The organism is Streptomyces sp. NPDC006691, from assembly GCF_042869955.1.
Classification (GTDB): Bacteria; Actinomycetota; Actinomycetes; order Streptomycetales; family Streptomycetaceae; genus Streptomyces.
In genome coordinates, this window is sequence record NZ_JBIAGW010000001.1 from 587,417 (window position 1) to 604,794 (window position 17,378).

Annotated in this window: 14 protein-coding genes and 1 tRNA gene; 14 read left to right on the forward strand and 1 reads right to left on the reverse strand. The window is 71.3% G+C overall.

Features of this window, described 5'->3' with window-relative positions:
* Positions 1-64: 64 nt before the first annotated feature.
* Genes ACFYNP_RS02600 through ACFYNP_RS02640 form a run of 9 tightly spaced genes read left to right on the forward strand, consistent with a single transcriptional unit; the run spans position 65 to position 10,644 of the window.
* Positions 65-811, forward strand: coding sequence for an SDR family NAD(P)-dependent oxidoreductase (locus ACFYNP_RS02600; protein ID WP_388781915.1), 747 nt, complete (start codon positions 65-67; stop codon positions 809-811).
* Positions 808-1,365: an NAD(P)H-dependent oxidoreductase gene (locus ACFYNP_RS02605; protein ID WP_388413877.1), complete on the forward strand. Its 558-nt coding sequence runs from the start codon at positions 808-810 to the stop codon at positions 1,363-1,365. The genes ACFYNP_RS02600 and ACFYNP_RS02605 overlap by 4 nt, the downstream gene beginning before the upstream one ends.
* Entirely contained in the window at positions 1,365-2,927 is a 1,563-nt protein-coding gene (locus tag ACFYNP_RS02610; RefSeq protein WP_388781918.1) for a class I adenylate-forming enzyme family protein, read from the forward strand. Before ACFYNP_RS02605 ends, ACFYNP_RS02610 begins: the two co-directional genes overlap by 1 nt.
* On the forward strand, positions 2,917-4,431 hold the full coding sequence (locus ACFYNP_RS02615; RefSeq protein WP_388781921.1) for an FAD-dependent oxidoreductase: 1,515 nt from the start codon (positions 2,917-2,919) through the stop codon (positions 4,429-4,431). Before ACFYNP_RS02610 ends, ACFYNP_RS02615 begins: the two co-directional genes overlap by 11 nt.
* Positions 4,415-6,148: a 2-succinyl-5-enolpyruvyl-6-hydroxy-3-cyclohexene-1-carboxylic-acid synthase gene (menD, locus tag ACFYNP_RS02620; protein ID WP_388781924.1), complete on the forward strand. Its 1,734-nt coding sequence runs from the start codon at positions 4,415-4,417 to the stop codon at positions 6,146-6,148. Before ACFYNP_RS02615 ends, menD begins: the two co-directional genes overlap by 17 nt.
* A 27-nt stretch (positions 6,149-6,175) precedes the next feature.
* A complete protein-coding gene (locus tag ACFYNP_RS02625; RefSeq protein WP_388781927.1) occupies positions 6,176-7,165 on the forward strand; it encodes a 1,4-dihydroxy-2-naphthoyl-CoA synthase in 990 nt (329 codons plus the stop codon).
* Between the two features lie 9 nt (positions 7,166-7,174).
* Positions 7,175-8,353, forward strand: coding sequence for an AMP-binding protein (locus tag ACFYNP_RS02630; protein ID WP_388781930.1), 1,179 nt, complete (start codon positions 7,175-7,177; stop codon positions 8,351-8,353).
* Between the two features lies 1 nt (position 8,354).
* Positions 8,355-9,449, forward strand: coding sequence for an alkene reductase (locus tag ACFYNP_RS02635; RefSeq protein WP_388781933.1), 1,095 nt, complete (start codon positions 8,355-8,357; stop codon positions 9,447-9,449).
* A complete protein-coding gene (locus ACFYNP_RS02640) occupies positions 9,442-10,644 on the forward strand; it encodes an isochorismate synthase MenF (protein WP_388781935.1) in 1,203 nt (400 codons plus the stop codon). The genes ACFYNP_RS02635 and ACFYNP_RS02640 overlap by 8 nt, the downstream gene beginning before the upstream one ends.
* 191 nt (positions 10,645-10,835) lie before the next feature.
* On the opposite strand, the gene ACFYNP_RS02645 is transcribed toward ACFYNP_RS02640, so the two are convergent.
* Positions 10,836-10,918 (reverse strand) — tRNA-Leu (locus tag ACFYNP_RS02645).
* Between the two features lie 377 nt (positions 10,919-11,295).
* Between ACFYNP_RS02645 and ACFYNP_RS02650 the strand changes: the two genes are divergently transcribed.
* The 5 genes from ACFYNP_RS02650 to ACFYNP_RS02670 all read left to right on the forward strand — a co-directional run bounded on the left by ACFYNP_RS02650 (position 11,296) and on the right by ACFYNP_RS02670 (position 17,237).
* The gene (locus tag ACFYNP_RS02650) at positions 11,296-12,168 is read left to right on the forward strand and encodes an FhaA domain-containing protein (protein WP_388413899.1); all 873 of its coding nucleotides are present in this window, start codon (positions 11,296-11,298) and stop codon (positions 12,166-12,168) included.
* 10 nt (positions 12,169-12,178) lie between these two features.
* A complete protein-coding gene (locus ACFYNP_RS02655) occupies positions 12,179-12,715 on the forward strand; it encodes an FHA domain-containing protein (RefSeq protein ID WP_388413901.1) in 537 nt (178 codons plus the stop codon).
* A gap of 129 nt (positions 12,716-12,844) precedes the next feature.
* A complete protein-coding gene (locus ACFYNP_RS02660) occupies positions 12,845-14,323 on the forward strand; it encodes a Stp1/IreP family PP2C-type Ser/Thr phosphatase (protein WP_388413903.1) in 1,479 nt (492 codons plus the stop codon).
* A 26-nt stretch (positions 14,324-14,349) separates the two neighbouring features.
* Complete coding sequence (locus ACFYNP_RS02665; protein ID WP_388413906.1) at positions 14,350-15,771, forward strand: FtsW/RodA/SpoVE family cell cycle protein; 1,422 nt, start codon at positions 14,350-14,352, stop codon at positions 15,769-15,771.
* A complete protein-coding gene (locus tag ACFYNP_RS02670; protein WP_388413909.1) occupies positions 15,768-17,237 on the forward strand; it encodes a penicillin-binding transpeptidase domain-containing protein in 1,470 nt (489 codons plus the stop codon). Before ACFYNP_RS02665 ends, ACFYNP_RS02670 begins: the two co-directional genes overlap by 4 nt.
* The last annotated feature ends 141 nt before the right edge of the window (positions 17,238-17,378 follow it).

Here is a 17,378-nt window from a genome sequence, read left to right on the forward strand (position 1 = left end):
CGCCCGATTTCCCCCTCGCCGCGCACATCGCCGCACGGCACCCGCATCCAGAGGAGCACCTTCCATGAGCAACCGCGTCGCTTTCGTCACCGGCGCCGGCAGCGGCATCGGCCGCGCGTCCGCCCTGCGCCTGGCCGAGCTGGGCCACGACCTGATCGTGCAGAGCCTCACCCCGGACGGCCTGGACGAACTGGCCATCGAGGCCAAGGAGTTCGGCGCCACCACCACCGCCCTGACGGCCGACTTCTCCGACATCGACGCCGTGGCCGCCCTGTGGCCGCAGGTCGAGGAGGCGCTGGCCGGCCGCACGCTCGACTTCGTCTACCTCAACGCGGGCATCGCGCCGTTCGGCGACCCGACCCAGCTCGGCGAGAAGGACCTCGGCCGCCTCCTCCAGATCAACACCGTCGCCCCGTACGGGCTCGCGGTCCGCGCCGCGGAGCGGATGACCGCGCCCGGCGGCCAGATCGTGTTCACCGGCTCCGGCCTGACCCGCTACGCCTACCCGGCGCTCACCGGCTACGGCATGAGCAAGATCACACTGGAGTACCTGACCACCAACCTCGCCGTCCTGCTCGGCCCCAAGGGCATCACCGTCAACCTGCTGGCCCCCGGTGTCGTCGACACCAACATCAACGCCGGCTGGCTGCGCGACAACGACGAGGCCGCCGCGGCGACCCGTGCCACCTCGGCACTCGGCAAGATCGCCAAGCCGGCCGACATAGCCGAGATCATCGGCCTGCTCGCCCAGTCGACGTCCCAGGCCATCACCGGCCAGCGGCTCGACGTCTCGATGGGCACCGAGCTGTGAAGATCGCCGTCATCTACCACAGCCTGAGCGGCAACGTTCATCTGCTGGCCCGCGCGGCCGCCGAGCACGCCGAGGCCCTCGGGCACGAGGTGGGCGTCCACCGCCTGCCCGAGATCGACGAGCCGCAGCGCACCGCCGAGGTCCACAAGGCGGCCCTCGAAGACCTGGCCGACGCCGATGTCGTGCTGTGGGGCACCCCCGGCCGGTACGGGGCCATGTCCGCCCCGGTGAAGCACTTCGTCGACCAGACCCTGCCGCTGCACCTGGCCGGCGGCCTCGCCGACAAGTTCATGACCACGTTCGTCTCGACGGCCACCAACCACGGCGGCCAGGAGAGCACGGTCCTGTCCTTCAACAACATCCTCTACCACTGGGGCGCGGTCATCGTGCCGGCCGGGCTGACCGGCCCCGAGCAGCACACGCCCCTCAACGGCAATCCCTACGGGATCAGTTCGGTCTCCGGCCGTGAGCCGGAGAACGTCCCCGAGGAGAACCTCGCCGCCATGCGCTACCTCGTTGACCGTCTCGTCTCGATCGCCGGAGGTGCCCGCTGATGTTCCCGATCAAGGAGCTCTTCAAGCCCACGTCCCGTCCGCTGTACCTGTACGAGAACTTCCGCCAGGCGGCCGATGCCCACCCCGCCTCGATGATCCACCTCGACGCCCCGCTGTCGGCCTACCCCGAGATCGGTCTGCACGTCACCTACGGCGAGGCGGCGGCCGCCGTCGCCCGGCGCGGTGAGCAGTTCGTCGCGCAGGGCATCGCACCGGGCGACCACGTCGTCGTCTACAAGTCCGCCCTCTTCGACAGCTACCTCCTCGCGGTGGCCGTCTCCTACGCCGGCGCCGTGCCGGTGATGATCTCCCCGCACCTGGACGCCGAGACGGTCACGGTGATGGCGGCCCGGCTCAAGCAGCCGTGGCTGGTCTTCGACGCGGCGACCAACGACAAGGTCGCCGCCATCACCTCGGTGGACGAGACCCGCAAGCTCGACACCCAGGTGATCAGGGACACCGTGGTCGAGAAGCCGGGCGGCCCCGCCCGCAAGCCCGCGGTGCGCGACATCGCGTACATGACGCACACCTCGGGCACCACCGGCATCCCCAAGTTCATCGCCCACTCCCCCACGTCGATGGGCTGGCGCGTCACCTGGCAGCGCCGGGTGCTGTCCTTCGTCGACCGCCAGGGGCTCATCGCCTTCCACATCTCCCCGGTGCACAGCCGCTTCAACATCGGCATCTCCTCGCTGATGTCGTACGGCTTCTCCTTTCTCAACATCGGCGATCCGCGCGAGGACAACGTCGAGACGATGCTGCGCCAGTACCGGCCGCTCGCCCTCGAATCGCACCCGAACCACCTGGTGCGCTGGACGTCCCTCATCGACCGCGACCCGTCGGTCTTCGCGAGCGTCAAGTACGTGCACTCGACGTTCGACGCGGTCAACAAGGGGACGATGCTCAAGTACCTGAACGCCTCCGGCCACCGGGTGCCGGTCTACCTCCAGGTCTACGGCCAGAGCGAGTGCGGCCCGATGGTGGTCCGCGCCAACACCCGCACCTCGCTGCGGTACAGCGACGCCCGCGGCATGGGCTACGGCGTCCCCAAGCTGACCCGGGTCCGCGTCGTCGACGAGGCCGGCAACCCGCTGCCGCGCGGCAAGCAGGGCGTCATCGAGATGTCGTCGCGGGGCCGTGCGGTCACGTACTACGGGGAGGAGGAGCGGTTCGAGAAGAACCTCCGCGACGGCTGGTGGAACAGCGGCGACCAGGGCGAGATCACGCCGACGGGCCAACTGGCTCTGCACGACCGGCAGGTGGACCTCATCGACGAGGTCAAGAGCACGCTGGCGATCGAGGACGCGCTCCTGGACAAGCTGCACTTCCTCAACGAGGTCGTCCTGGTGCGCACCGCCGACGGCGACCCGCAGCCGGTGGTCTCGGTCTCCGACGGCCAGGAGATGGACTGGGACGCCTGGTGGGCCTGCGTGGCGGACATGCCGCGCCTGGAGGCGCCGGTGATCCTGCCCTTCGAGAAGTTCCCGCGCACCGCCACCATGAAGGTCCAGCGCAACCGCCTTGAGCAGCTGCTGCGCGGCGGGGCCTCCCATGCGGCCTGACGCCGCCGGCCCGTCCGCATCCCGGCAATCGACCGCGTTGATTGCCGGGGCGGGCCCCGCCGGACTCGCCCTGGCCGGCCTGCTCGGCTCCGCCGGCTGGCAGGTCACCGTACTGGAGCCGCTCACCGGGCGCCGCGCCGGAACCCGCGCCCCGACCCTGTGGCCTCCGGCCACCCACCTGCTCGACACCCTCGGCGTCGGCCGGCGGGTCCGCGCCCGCGCCCATCGCGTCGAACGGCTGCGCTTCGTCTCCGACGACGCGGAGCGCGACCTCGACCTCGGCCCGTACGCCTTCCACACCCTCCCCCAGGGGGAGTTGGAGCAGATCCTGGAGGAGCGGGCCGTCGCCCTCGGCGCCGTCGTCGTGCGCGGCGCGGCCGTCACCTCCTTCGTCCCGGGCGCCGACGGGCGCCCGCGGGTCACCGTCGACCACGGCGACGGCCGGACCGAACAGCTCACCGCCGACCTCCTGGTCGGCGCCGACGGGGCCCACTCGGTGGTGCGCAGGCAGCTGGGCGTGGAGTCGGCCGGCGAACGCTACGCCTCCCGTTTCGCCCTGCTCGACTTCACCGACGAGCAGGGGCTGTTCCCCCGGGACACCTCGATCACCTGGGTGGGCCGGCGGGGCACGCTGGTCTCGGTACCGCTGCCCGCGGGCGGCACCCGCGTCGTCGTCCCCGTCCTCGACCCGGACGCCGACCCGGCCGGCTTCCTGCTGAAGACCGCCGCCGAGCACGGCTTCCCGCTCTCCGTCGACACCGCGACCTGGCAGGCCGAGTTCCATGTCACCGTCGCCATGGCCGAGACGTTCGCCCGCGGCTCCGTCGCCCTGATCGGCGACGCGGCCCACGTCCAGTCACCGGCCGGCGGACGCGGCATGAACAACGCCCTTGAGGACGCCTTCGCCCTGGCAACCCAGCTGTGCGACACGGCAGTCGAGGGGGCGGCCGAGAGTCCGGTCGACGTACCGGCCGCCCTGGTCCGCTACGACGCGCTGCGCCGCGCCGAGATGGCCGACGAGCTCGGCGCGATCAAGGAGACGACGGACCGCTGGGTGGGACGCACCGAATCCGGAGCGCCCGGGCCGACCGTGGAGCGGCCCCGGCGCTCCGACATCCAGCGCACCGCGTGCATCCACCCGCGCCCGCCCCTGACCGCCGCGGGCGAGGAGCCGCCGGTGTGGTCCCGCGCCGGCTTCACCGGCTCCCGCATGGTCCTGTCCGACACGCCGGAGACGGCCTGGCCGCCGCATCCGGTGGTCCTGGTCGGCGGCCCCGACGGGCCGGCCGTGAGCGGCGCGCTCTTCGCGGGGGCGCGGCGGGCCCGGTCCGCGACCCGCCTGGACGGCGGCGCCGCCCTGCCGCCCGGTGTGTACGTCACCACCGCCTCATCGGACATCCTCGGCCACTGGCCGTGGGCGCTCCTGAACGAACCCGACCCGAGCCCGGTCCTCACCCAGATCGGCCAGTGCATGGGGAGCCACCACCATGAACCACCACGCTGAACCGGGCCCCGCCGCCACGGCCGTGGACCCGACCGTGACCGCGGCGGTCGTCGTGGACGAACTCGTCCGGGGCGGCGTCGAGACCTTCGTCTACTGCCCCGGCTCCCGCAACGGCCCCATCGGCTTCGAGCTGACCCGGCGCGCGGCGGCCGGCACGATCGCCCTCCACGTCCGCCTCGACGAACGCTCCGCCGCGTTCCTCGCCCTCGGCGTGACCAAGTCGACCGGGGCTCCGGCCGCGGTCGTGACCACCTCGGGCTCGGCGGTGGCGAATCTGCTGCCCGCCGTGACGGAGGCCCACTACTCCCGGCTCCCGCTGGTCCTGGTCACCGCCAACCGCCCGCTCGCCGTCCTCGGCACCGGCGCCTCGCAGACCGTCGAACAGGCCGAACTGCTCACCTCGCAGGTACGCCACGTCCAGCACCTCCAAGTGCCGGAAGATGCCGAGGAGATGAACCGCGTCGTGCGGGCCCAGATCTGTCACGCGCTCGGCATCGGCGCCGGGCGGCTGGCCGGCCGGCCGGGACCGGTCCAGATCGACGTACCGCTGCCGTCCGGCATCCCGCCGCAGGACCGGGCGGTGCGTTTCCCGGCCGGGCGCCCCGAGGGCCGGCCGTGGTTCCGCACCTTCGACCGGGACCGCGCCGCCGCACAGCCCCACCGCGTCGATCTGACCCGCCCGACCGTCGTGGTCGCGGGCGACGGCGCCGACCTGACCGGCATCCCCCGGTCCGTCCCGCTGATCGCGGAGCCGACCGTCGCCCTCGACGGACGCACCGCCCTGCACCCGTGGGTCCTCGACCACATCAGGCCCGAACAGGTCCTGGTGGCCGGGCGGCCGACCCTGCACCGCAACGTGGGCAAGCTGCTCGCCCGGCCCGACGTCACCACCGTCCTGCTCGGCGACGGCGACGACGCCTGGGTCTACGCGGCCCCGCACATCGACGTACTCGCCGTGCACCCGGTGTTCGAGGGCGCGCCCGCCCCCGAGTGGACGGACCGGCTCTCGCGCCTGGACACCGTCCTGCGCCGCACCTGGGCCGAGACGCTCGACGAGCCCGGCCACCGCGGCACCGGGGTGGGCGTGGCGGACGCGGTGGTCCGCGCCCTGCGCCCCGGCGACCTGCTGTGGGTGGGCGCCTCGAACCCGGTCCGGGACGTGTCCCTGACCGCCGCGCTGCCCGACGGGGTGCGGGTGCTGTCCAACCGCGGAGTGGCCGGCATCGACGGCAACATCAGCTCCGCCGTGGGCGCCGCCCTCGCCAACCCGGACCGCACGGTGGTCACCCTCGTCGGCGACCTCACCTTCGCCTACGACGCGGTCGGCCTCCAGAACGGCGTACTGGAACAGGTCCCCGCCAACCTGGTGGTCGTCGTCTCCAACGACGCGGGGGGCGGCATCTTCGAGGTCCTCGAACAGGGCCACCCCAAGTACCGCTCCGCACCGTACGGAAACACCTTCGAGCGGATCTACGGGGCCCCGCAGAACGTCGACTTCGCCGCCCTGTGCGGCTCCTACGGGGTCTCGCACCAGAGCGTCGAGCCCTCGGCACTCGGCCCCGCGCTCGCCGCGGCCCGCGCCTGCGACCGCCCGGTCGTCCTCGAAGTCCCCGTGGCCCGCACCCGGTTGAGGGAACTGCACGCCCGCGCGAGCGGGCGGGCCACCGCCGCACTGAACCCCGCCGCCCCGGCCGGCGCTCCCGTCCTGGTCGGCTGACCAGCCCGAACGAGTGGAAACAGAATCATGACGATCACCACCCCCGCCCCCGTCACCCCGGCCGCCCCCGCCGCCCGCACCGAGGAGGTGGCCAACCCGTTCGACCCCACGGCGTGGCGCGTCGTCGACGGCTTCGAGGACCTCACGGACATCACCTACCACCGAGGCGTGGAGCGCGACGCCGACGGCGCCGTGGTGCGCGACCTGCCCTGGGTGCGCATCGCCTTCGACCGGCCCGAGGTGCGCAACGCCTTCCGCCCCCGGACCGTGGACGAGCTGTACCGCACGCTGGACCACGCCCGGATGTCCTCCGACGTCGGCGCGGTCGTCCTCACCGGCAACGGGCCCTCCGACAAGGACGGCGGCTGGGCGTTCTGCTCCGGGGGCGACCAGCGCATCCGGGGCCGTGACGGCTACCGCTACGCCGAGGGCGAGACCGCCGAGCACATCGACCCGGCCCGCGCGGGCCGGCTGCACATCCTGGAGGTGCAGCGCCTGATCCGCACCATGCCCAAGGTCGTCATCGCGGCGGTCTCCGGCTGGGCCGCGGGCGGCGGCCACTCGCTGCACGTCGTCTGCGATCTGACCATCGCCTCCCGCGAGTTCGGCAGGTTCAAGCAGACCGACGCCACCGTCGGCTCCTTCGACGCCGGTTACGGCTCGGCGCTCCTGGCCCGCCAGGTCGGACAGAAGTACGCCCGCGAGATCTTCTTCCTGGCCCGCGAGATCGACGCCGACCGGATGCGCGAGATGGGCGCGGTCAACGACGTGGTGCCGCACGCCGAACTGGAGCGCACCGCCATCGAGTACTGCCGGGACATCACCGCGCAGTCGCCGCAGGCCGTCCGGATGCTCAAGTTCGCCTTCAACCTGCCCGACGACGGCATGGTCGGCCAGCAGGTGTTCGCGGGCGAGACGACGCGCCTGGCCTACATGACCGACGAGGCCGTCGAGGGTCGCAACGCCTTCCTGGAGAAGCGCACCCCCGACTGGTCCGCCCACCCCTACTACTTCTGAGGGAACCTCGTGTCAGCCATCCCCCTGCGGCCGATCGTCCTGCCCGCGGAACCCGGCGCGGCCGTCCGGTTCCTGCTCCCCGAGATCGAGCGGATGCAGCGCGGCGGCGACGCCATCGCCCCGGTCGCCGACCCCGCTCAGACAGCCCACCTGCCCCCGACGGTCCCCGAGGGCACCGGAGTGGTCCTGTCCACCTCCGGTTCGACCGGGGCCCCCAAGCGGACCGCGCTGCCGCGCTCCGCGCTCCTCGCCTCGGCCGAGGCGACGCTGTCCCGCCTCGGCGGACCCGGTGAGTGGCTGCTGTGCCTGCCGCTCGGGTTCGTGGCCGGCTTCCAGGTCCTGTCCCGCGCCGTCGTCGGCGGCACCGGGGTCACCACGCCGGCCGGCGGCCGCTTCGACGCGGCGGCCTTCGTGGCCGCGGCCCGCCGGATGGGAAGCGGGCGCCGGTACACGGCCCTGGTCCCCACCCAGGTCCGCCGGCTGCTCGCCGACGCCGAGGCCCGGGCCGAACTGGCCCGATTCGACGCGGTGTTGGTGGGCGGGGCCCCGCTCGACCGGGCCACCGCCGACCGGCTGCGCGAGGTCACCCGCCACCTGTCGACGTACGGCATGACGGAGACCGGCGGCGGCTGCGTCTACGACGGGGTGCCGCTCGACGGCGTCCAGGTGCGGCTCGTCGACGACATCGTGCACATCGGCGGACCCACGGTGGCCACCACCTACCTCGGCGCCGCCGAGGCCGAACAGAGCCGGTTCTCCGTCGACGCCGCGGGGGTGCGCTGGTTCCGCACCGCGGACCGGGGCCGCTGGGACGCGGGCCGCCTGGTGCCGCTCGGCCGGACCGACGACCTCATCAACACCGGCGGGGTCAAGGTCTCCGCGGGCGCCGTCGAGGAGGTGCTGCTCGGCCTCGACTGGGTCGACAGCGCCGTGGTCATGGGCCTGCCCGACCCCGAATGGGGCGAACTGGTCAGCGCCCACGTCGTGCCGCGCGCCGGGATGCGCGCCCTCGGCAGCGGCGCGGTCCGCGAGTCGGTGGGGCGGCTGCTCGGCCGGGCGGCGATGCCCAAGCGGGTCGTCTTCGGCGAGGACCTGCCGCTGCTGCCCAACTCCAAGATCGACCGTTCCGCGATCCGCACCCGGCTGAGCCTCGCTCCGGCACCCGCCCCCCAGGACAAGGAAGGCTGACATGTCAGCAGAGCTCTTCTCACCGGTGAGGTTCGGCGCCATCGACGCCGCCAACCGGATCGTCATGAGCCCGATGGGCCGCCGCAGAGCGGACGCCGACGGGACCCCGAACGACCTGATGCGCACCTACTACGCGCAGCGCTCGTCCGCCGGTCTCATCGTGACCGGCAGCGTCCACCCCTCGCTGCGGGGCAAGGGCCAGCCCGGCAGCCCCCATCTGATCACCGCCCGGGACGTGGCCGCGTGGGCCCGGATCACCCGGGCCGTGCACGAACGCGGCGGCCGTATCGTCGTGCAGCTGATGCACGCGGGCCTGGCCGCCCACCCGAGCGTCAACGGGTTCCGGACCTGCCTCGCGCCGTCGGCGGTCGTGCCCCGCGACACCGCCGTCCTGGACGGGCGGACCGTCGAGCAGCCCGTGCCGCGGGCGATGACCACCGGCGAGATCGACGGCGTCGTCGAGGAGTTCGCCCGGGCGGCGGCCCTGGCCGTGCGCGCCGGATTCGACGGGGTGGAGATCCACGGCGGCAACGGCTACCTCGTCCACCAGTTCCTCGCCTCCGGCACCAATCTGCGCGACGACGAGTACGGCGGCGACCACCGGATCCGCTTCGCGGTCCGCGTCGTCGAGGCCGTCTCGGCGGCCATCGGCCACACCCGCACCGGTCTGCGCATCTCTCCCGGCTTCTCCGCCAACCGCCTCACCGAGGCGACCGCGGCCGAGGTCTACCCGGCCCTGCTCGGCCACCCCTCGGTGCGCCGCCTGGCCTACGTCCACACCATCACCGGCAGCGACCCGGCCGTACTCGACCTGCTCCGCGCGCACCGGTCCGGCGGCTGGATCCACAACATGGGCACGGACCTGTCCTGGTCCGCCGGGGAACTGCGCGACCGGCTCGGCGGCCAACTGGCCGCCGGCGCCGACGCGGTGGCCCTGGGACGGCTCTTCGTCTCCAACCCCGACCTGGCCGAACGCCTGGAGCACGGGGCACCCCTGACCGCTCCCGACCCCAGCCGCTTCTACGGCGGCGACGGCTCGGGATACACCGACTACGTTCCGTGGTCCGCACGGACCGGAGGGCCGATCCATGTCTGAACAGCGCTTCCCCGCACCCGGGACGGACCGCGCGAGAACCCCGTTCCTGCTGCACGGCCCGAGCACCTCGGCGAGCCTGGAGGGTCCGCTGAGCACCTTCGGCGACCTGGCCGAGGCCGAACGGGCCGTCCGTGGCGGCCGGTTCGGCGACCTCGTCGCCGGCGCCGTCCCCTTCGACCCCGCCTCCGGCACCTCCTCCTTCTACCTGGGCCGCCGCGCCGCCCACCGGCCGTCCGTCGCACCGGCCCGCGACACGGGGTCCTTCTTCCCCGACGTCCCCTTCAACGACACCGAGATCGCCGGCTACATCCGGCTCGTCGACTCGGTGCTGGCGATGCTCCGGTCGCCGGGCAGCGCCCTGGAGAAGATCGTCGTGGCCCGTGCCGAGCGGTTCCGGTCGACCGGCCTCGCGCCCATCGACCCGCTGCACCTCTACGGCCGCATCGCCGACCTCTATCCGCGCGTGCACAGCTATCTGGTCGAGCACCTCCACGCCCCGGGCGTCCACACCATGGGGGCGAGCCCCGAACTGTTCCTGCGCAAGTCCGGCGACACCATCACCATGACGCCGCTCGCGGGCACCGTCCCGCGCGATCCGACCCTGACCCCCGCCCAGGACGAACAGCGGGCGCGCGCCGAGCTGTTCACGGACAAGTACCTCGTGGAGCACCACCACCTCGTGGAGTTCATGCTCGCGAACCTGGCCCCGTTCTGCACCCTCCTCGACCACCCCGGCCGGCCCGAGCTGATCGAGGCGCCCGGCGTCTGGCATCTGGGCACTCCGATCCGGGCCCGCCTGCGCGGCTTCGACATCCGCGTCGCCGACCTCGTCTCGGCACTGCACCCGTCCCCCGCCGTCTGCGGGGTGCCGCAGGCCGCATCGCTGGACCTGATCACCGCGAACGAGTCGGCGCGCGGCTACTACGGGGGCCTGGTCGGCTGGCTCGACAGCGACGGCGACTGCGAGTTCTACATGGCCCTGCGCGGACTGGACTACGACGCCAACGACGGCCTGCTCACGCTGCGCGCGGGCGGCGGCATCGTCGCCGGCAGCCGCCTGGACGTGGAGTTCGCGGAGACCAGCGCGAAGCTCGCGACCATGCGCAACGCCCTCGGCATCGTGAAGCCGCCGCGCCCCCGGCTCCCGGCATCCGCCGCCCCGGCTCCGCGCGAGCCGCTCGTCGCCGCCGGGTGAACCACGCGCCGCCCCCGGTTCGACACCGGGTTCGACACCCCAGTGAGGTAGCCCACACCGGGGCCCGGCCGAAACCCGCTGTCGTGCCACGCCCCGCCCCCTGGGCCCGGACATACAGAAACGGGCTGATCGCTTTCACGATCAGCCCGTTTCATCGGTACTGCTGCGGGCACTTCGTCTGTGCCCTCTTGTGCGCGAGGGGGGATTTGAACCCCCACGTCCCGAAGGACACTGGCACCTGAAGCCAGCGCGTCTGCCGTTCCGCCACTCGCGCAAGAGTGGTGTGCTGGGCTCTCTCACTTTTCGGTGCGATTGCCTGGCGACGTCGAGAAGATTAGCACGCTGGACAGGGTGGATTCACATCCGTTGTTTGCGGCCACCCTGGAGGGGAGGAGCAGATCAGTGAGAGGCAACCCCCGGCATCGTTACCCGCTCATCCTGAGTGCACCCGAGGTGCGGGACACTGTCGGGAAGCCACCTCTACGATCCGTACGAAGGGTGCGTGTGAGAGGTGACACTCGTCCACAGGGCACAGAAGGGGAACCAGCCGATTTCCCGACGCGTGGATACGATCAGTAAGCAGTACCAAGAGAGCGACTCACAGCAGAACCGGCAGCACGACCAGGACGACAACGACGGAGGAGGTGCCCCATGGGAGTCCTGAAGCGTTTCGAGCAGCGGCTCGAAGGCCTGGTCAACGGCACCTTCGCGAAGGTCTTCAAGTCCGAGGTCCAGCCCGTCGAGATCGCAGGCGCGCTCCAGCGCGAGTGCGACAACAACGCGTCGATCTGGAACCGGGACCGCACGGTCGTCCCCAATGACTTCATCGTCGAGCTGAGCGCTCCGGACTTCGAGCGGCTCAGCCCGTACTCGGGCCAGCTCGGCGACGAGCTGTCCGGCCTGGTGCGCGACTACGCGAAGCAGCAGCGCTACACCTTCATGGGCCCGATCAAGGTGCACCTGGAGAAGGCCGAGGACCTCGACACCGGTCTGTACCGGGTGCGCAGCCGCACACTCGCGTCCAGCACCGACCAGCAGGGCCACCAGAGCCCCCAGGGCGCGGGCCCGGGTGCCCCGCAGCGGCCCGCTCCCGCGGCGCCGCAGGGCGGCCGTGGTGGCTACGGCTACCCGCCGGCCGCGTCCGCCCCGCCCATGCCGTCGGCGCCGCCCCCGGGCCGCCCCTCCGCCTCGCCCGCCGACCGCCGTCCGGCGGCGCCGGGGCCGATGCCGGGCGGGCAGGGCCAGGTGCGACGCTGGATCGAGATCAATGGCACCCGCCATCAGATCTCCCGCCCGACTCTGGTCCTTGGCCGCAGCACCGATGCGGACGTGAGGATCGACGATCCCGGCGTCTCGCGCCGGCACTGTGAGATCCGGACCGGAACGCCCCCGACGATCCAGGATCTCGGGTCCACCAACGGCATCGTGGTGGACGGGCAGCACACCACCCGCGCTACGCTCCGCGACGGCTCGCGGATCGTCGTGGGCAGCACCACCATCGTTTACCGGCAAGCCGAAGGGTGAAGCGGGGGCAATGTCAGAGCTGACCCTCACGGTCATGCGGTTGGGTTTCCTCGCCGTACTGTGGCTGTTCGTCATCGTGGCCGTTCAGGTCATTCGCAGTGATCTGTTCGGAACGCGCGTCACTCAGCGCGGTTCGCGCCGGGGCAATGACGCCAACCGGCAGCAGCAGACCGGGCGGCAGGCCGCCGCGGCCGCCTCGCCGCCGCCGCAGCGCGGCCAGCAGCAGGGCGGGGGCGGGCGCCAGCGCCGCGGCGCCCCGACCAAGCTGGTGGTCTCCGAGGGCACCCTGACCGGGACCACGGTCGCGCTCCAGGGGCAGACCGTCACGCTGGGCCGGGCGCACGACTCGACGATCGTCCTGGACGACGACTACGCGTCGAGCCGCCATGCCAGGATCTACCCGGACCGGGACGGCAATTGGATCGTCGAGGACCTCGGGTCCACCAACGGCACCTATCTGGACCGGACCCGGCTCACCACCCCGACCCCGATTCCGCTGGGCGCGCCGATCCGCATCGGCAAGACCGTCATCGAGCTGCGGAAGTAGTACGACAATGAGCGAGCGGAGCGAGCGAGCCGCGGCGGTCTTCAGGGACCGGGACGGGCTCCCGACCGGAGGGTGGGCAGTGTGGCTCGACATGACCGGCCGTACCCCGAGCCGACAGGCGAGGTGCGCATGAGTCTCTCCCTGCGTTTCGCCGCCGGATCGCACAAGGGCATGATCCGCGAGGGGAACGAGGACTCCGGCTACGCCGGTCCCCGCCTCCTCGCCATCGCCGACGGCATGGGCGGCCAGGCCGCCGGCGAGGTCGCCTCCTCCGAGGTGATCTCCACCCTGGTCACGCTCGACGACGACGTACCCGGCTCCGACATCCTGACCTCGCTCGGCACCGCCGTGCAGCGGGCCAACGACCAGCTGCGCCTGATGGTCGAGGAGGACCCCCAGCTGGAGGGGATGGGCACCACCCTCACGGCTCTGCTGTGGACCGGCCAGCGCCTCGGCCTGGTGCACGTCGGCGACTCCCGCGCCTATCTGCTGCGCGACGGCGTCCTCACCCAGATCACCCAGGACCACACCTGGGTCCAGCGGCTCGTCGACGAGGGCCGCATCACCGAGGAAGAGGCCACCACCCACCCGCAGCGCTCGCTCCTGATGCGCGCGCTGGGCAGTGGCGACCACGTCGAGCCCGACCTGTCGATCCGTGAAGTGCGGGCCGGCGACCGGTACTTGATCTGTTCCGACGGCCTGTCGGGGGTGGTTTCCCACCAGACGATGGAGGAGACCCTCGCCAGCTACCAGGGCCCGCAGGAGACCGTGCAGGAGCTGATCCAGCTCGCGCTGCGCGGCGGTGGCCCCGACAACATCACGGTGATCATCGCCGATGTGCTGGACGTCGACGCCGGGGACACCCTGGCGGGCCAGCTCAACGACACACCGGTCATCGTCGGCGCGGTCGCCGAGAACCAGTTGCAGCTGAACGACGGCGGCGCCATGCAGACCCCGGCCGGCCGCGCCTCGGGGCTCGGCCGCCCCGCGCCCACGCCGCAGGGCGGCTTCGGCCCGCCCGGCAGCGGTGAGGACAGCGGCTACGGCAACCCGCCCGAGGGCGCCTTCGGCTCGTACACCGACGAGGACTTCGTCAAGCCGCGCCGGCGCGGCAAGGGCCGCTGGATCCGCCGGTCGCTGTACATCGTGCTGGCCCTGGCGGTCGTCGGCGGCGGCCTGTACGGCGGCTACCGGTGGACGCAGACGCAGTACTTCGTCGGCACCAACAACGACGGCAGTCCGCATGTGGCGCTGTACCGGGGCATCAGCCAGGACCTGGCCTGGGTGAAGCTCTCCAAGGTGGAGACCGATCACCCCGAGATCGAACTCAAGTACCTCCCGCAGTACCAGCGCAACCAGATCGACTCGACCATCGCCGCGAGCAGCCTCGACAAGGCGCAGGCCAAGATCAAGGAGTTCGCGACGCAGGCGTCCGCCTGCAAGAAGGAGGAGGAGCGACGGGCCGCGGAGGGCAACACCCCCGCCAAGCCCGCCACGGGCGCCACCGGCGCCCCGTCCAACAAGACCGCGACCACCGCATCTCCCACACCCGGCCCCAGCCTCTCGGAGGACGAGCAGAAGCTGGTCTCGCAGTGCGGTAAGCAGTAGGCAGCCGTAGGGGGCCTTTCCACACCATGAGCGTTGTCACCAACACGACCACCATCGGCGCGATCGAAGCACCGAGCCGCCGCAACACCGAGCTGGCCCTGCTGATCTTCGCGGTGGCCATCCCGGTGTTCGCGTACGCCAACGTGGGGCTTGCCCTGACCGGCAAGCTTCCCTCCGGCATGCTCGGATACGGTCTGGGCCTCGGTTTGATGGCGGGTGTGGCGCACTTGGTGGTGCGCAAGTTCGCCCGGTACGCCGACCCGCTGCTGCTGCCGATCGCGACGCTGCTCAACGGGCTCGGCCTGGTGCTGATCTGGCGCCTGGACCAGTCGCCGCGGCTGATCCAGCGTGCCAAGAGCGCGTGGGGCAAATTCTCCCCGGACGCCCCGCACCAGCTGCTGTACACGGCGATCGGTGTGGCGCTGTTCATCGGCGTACTGATGCTCCTGAAGGACCACCGCATCCTCCAGCGCTACACGTACATCTCGATGGCGGTGGCGCTGTTCCTCCTCGTCCTGCCGATGTTCTTCCCCGCCGTCAACGGCGCCAAAATCTGGATCTCGATCCCCGGTCTCGGCACCATCCAGCCCGGCGAGTTCGCGAAGATCATCATCGCGATCTTCTTCTCCGGCTATCTGATGGTGAAGCGCGACGCGCTCGCGCTGGCCAGCCGGCGCTTCATGGGTCTCTACCTGCCGCGCGGCCGGGACCTCGGGCCGATCCTGGTCATCTGGGCGCTGTCGATCCTGATCCTGGTCTTCGAGACCGACCTGGGCACCTCGCTGCTCTTCTTCGGCCTGTTCGTCGTCATGCTGTACGTCGCCACCGAGCGCACCAGCTGGATCGTGTTCGGTCTGGTGATGTCGGCGGTCGGCGCGGTCGGTGTGGCCTCGTTCGAGCACCACGTCCAGGCGCGTGTGAACGCCTGGCTGGACCCGTTCGCCTGCTACACGACCGACAAGAGCGGCGCCTGTGAGCAGATCGGCCAGGCCATCATGTCGTTCGGCTCCGGCGGCACGCTGGGCGCCGGGCTCGGCCAGGGCAACTCCGACCTCATCGGCTTCGCCGCCAACGCCGACTTCATCCTCTCCACCGTCGGTGAGGAGCTGGGCCTGGCCGGAATGATGGCGCTGCTGCTCCTGTACGGCCTGATCGTGGAGCGCGGTGTGCGCACCGCGCTCGCCGCCCGCGACCCGTTCGGCAAGCTCCTCGCGATCGGCCTGTCCGGCGCCTTCGCGCTCCAGGTGTTCGTCGTCGCGGGCGGTGTGATGGGCCTCATCCCGCTGACCGGTATGACGATGCCGTTCCTCGCCCAGGGTGGTTCCTCCGTCATCGCCAACTGGGCGCTGATCGGCATCCTGATCCGGATCAGCGACACCGCGCGCCGGCCCGCCCCGGCCCCCGCCCCGTCCTCCGACGCCGAGATGACCCAGGTGGTCCGACCGTGAACAAGCCCCTGCGCCGGATCGCGATCTTCTGCGGTCTGCTCATCCTGTCGCTGATGATCCGTGACAACTGGTTGCAGTACGTACGCGCCGACGAGCTGAACGCGAACGAGCACAACCGCCGCGTCCAGATCGAGCGCTTCGCCCACGAGCGCGGCAACATCATCACGGCCGACGGCCAGACGATCACCGGCTCGGCGGAGACGTCCGGCAACGACTTCAAGTACAAGCGGGTCTGGAAGGACGGGCCCATGTGGGCGCCGGTCACCGGGTACGACTCGCAGGCGTTCGGCGCCACCCAGCTGGAGAACCTTGAGGACGGCATTCTCTCCGGCACCGACAACCGGCTCTTCTTCGACCGGACCATGTCGATGTTCACCGGGGAGAAGAAGAAGGGTGGCAATGTCATCACCACCCTGAACAGCAAGGCCCAGAAGGCCGCGTTCGACGGGCTCGGCGACAAGAAGGGCGCCGTCGCCGCCATCGACCCGCGCACCGGTGCGATCCTGGCGCTCGCCTCCACGCCGTCCTACGACCCGTCCACGTTCGCGGGCAACAGCAAGAAGGACTCCACGGCCTACAACGCCCTGCAGAAGAAGGCCGACCCGAACGACCCGATGCTGAACCGGGCCCTTCGCCAGACGTACCCGCCGGGCTCCACCTTCAAGGTGGTCACCGCCGCCGCGGCCCTGGAGAACGGGCTCTACTCCGGCATCGACGACCCGACGCGGTCGCCAGTGCCGTACATCCTGCCGGACACCGCCCACCAGCCGCTGAACAACGAAGGCAACATCCCCTGTGAGAACGCCACGCTGAAGGTGGCCCTCCAGTACTCCTGCAACACCGTCTTCGGCAAGATCAGCGCCGACCTGGGCAACGACAAGATGAAGGCCGAGGCCGAGAAGTTCGGCTTCAACAAGGAGATCTTCAACCCGGTCCGCACGGACGCCAGCGTCTACCCGAAGGACAACCGCCCGCAGAACGCCATGGCGGGCATCGGACAGGCCTCCAACCGCGCCACCCCGCTCCAGATGGCCATGGTCGCCGCCGCCGTCGCCAACGACGGCAAGCTGATGAAGCCGTACATGGTCGACCAGCTCCAGACGCCGAACGTGGACGTGCTCTCCAAGACCCAGCCGGAGCAGATGAGCCAGCCCATGTCGGCCGCCACGGCGCAGAAGCTCCAGAAGATGATGGAGTTCGTGGTCACCGACGGCACCGGCAAGGCGGGGCAGATCGACGGCGTGACCGTCGGCGGCAAGACCGGTACCGCCCAGCACGGTGTGGACAACAAGGGCAACCCGTACGCCTGGTTCATCTCCTACGCGAAGTCCGGCGACGGTTCCCCGGTCGCGGTCGCCGTGGTGATCGAAGGCTCCGACACGACCCGTGACGACATCGCGGGTGGCAAGCTCGCTGCCCCCATCGCCAAGAACGTCATGAAGGCGGTGCTCGACAGCAAGAAGTGACCCGGGCTGTTTCACGTGAAACATCGTCCGTTTCACGTGAAACATCACACGTGCCCTGTACCGGTCCGGTATCAGGTGGCGGCCGCGAGCTGATCGGCTTGCGGTGCCCGGTAGCGTATGCGCGAACAGCACACCGCCGGA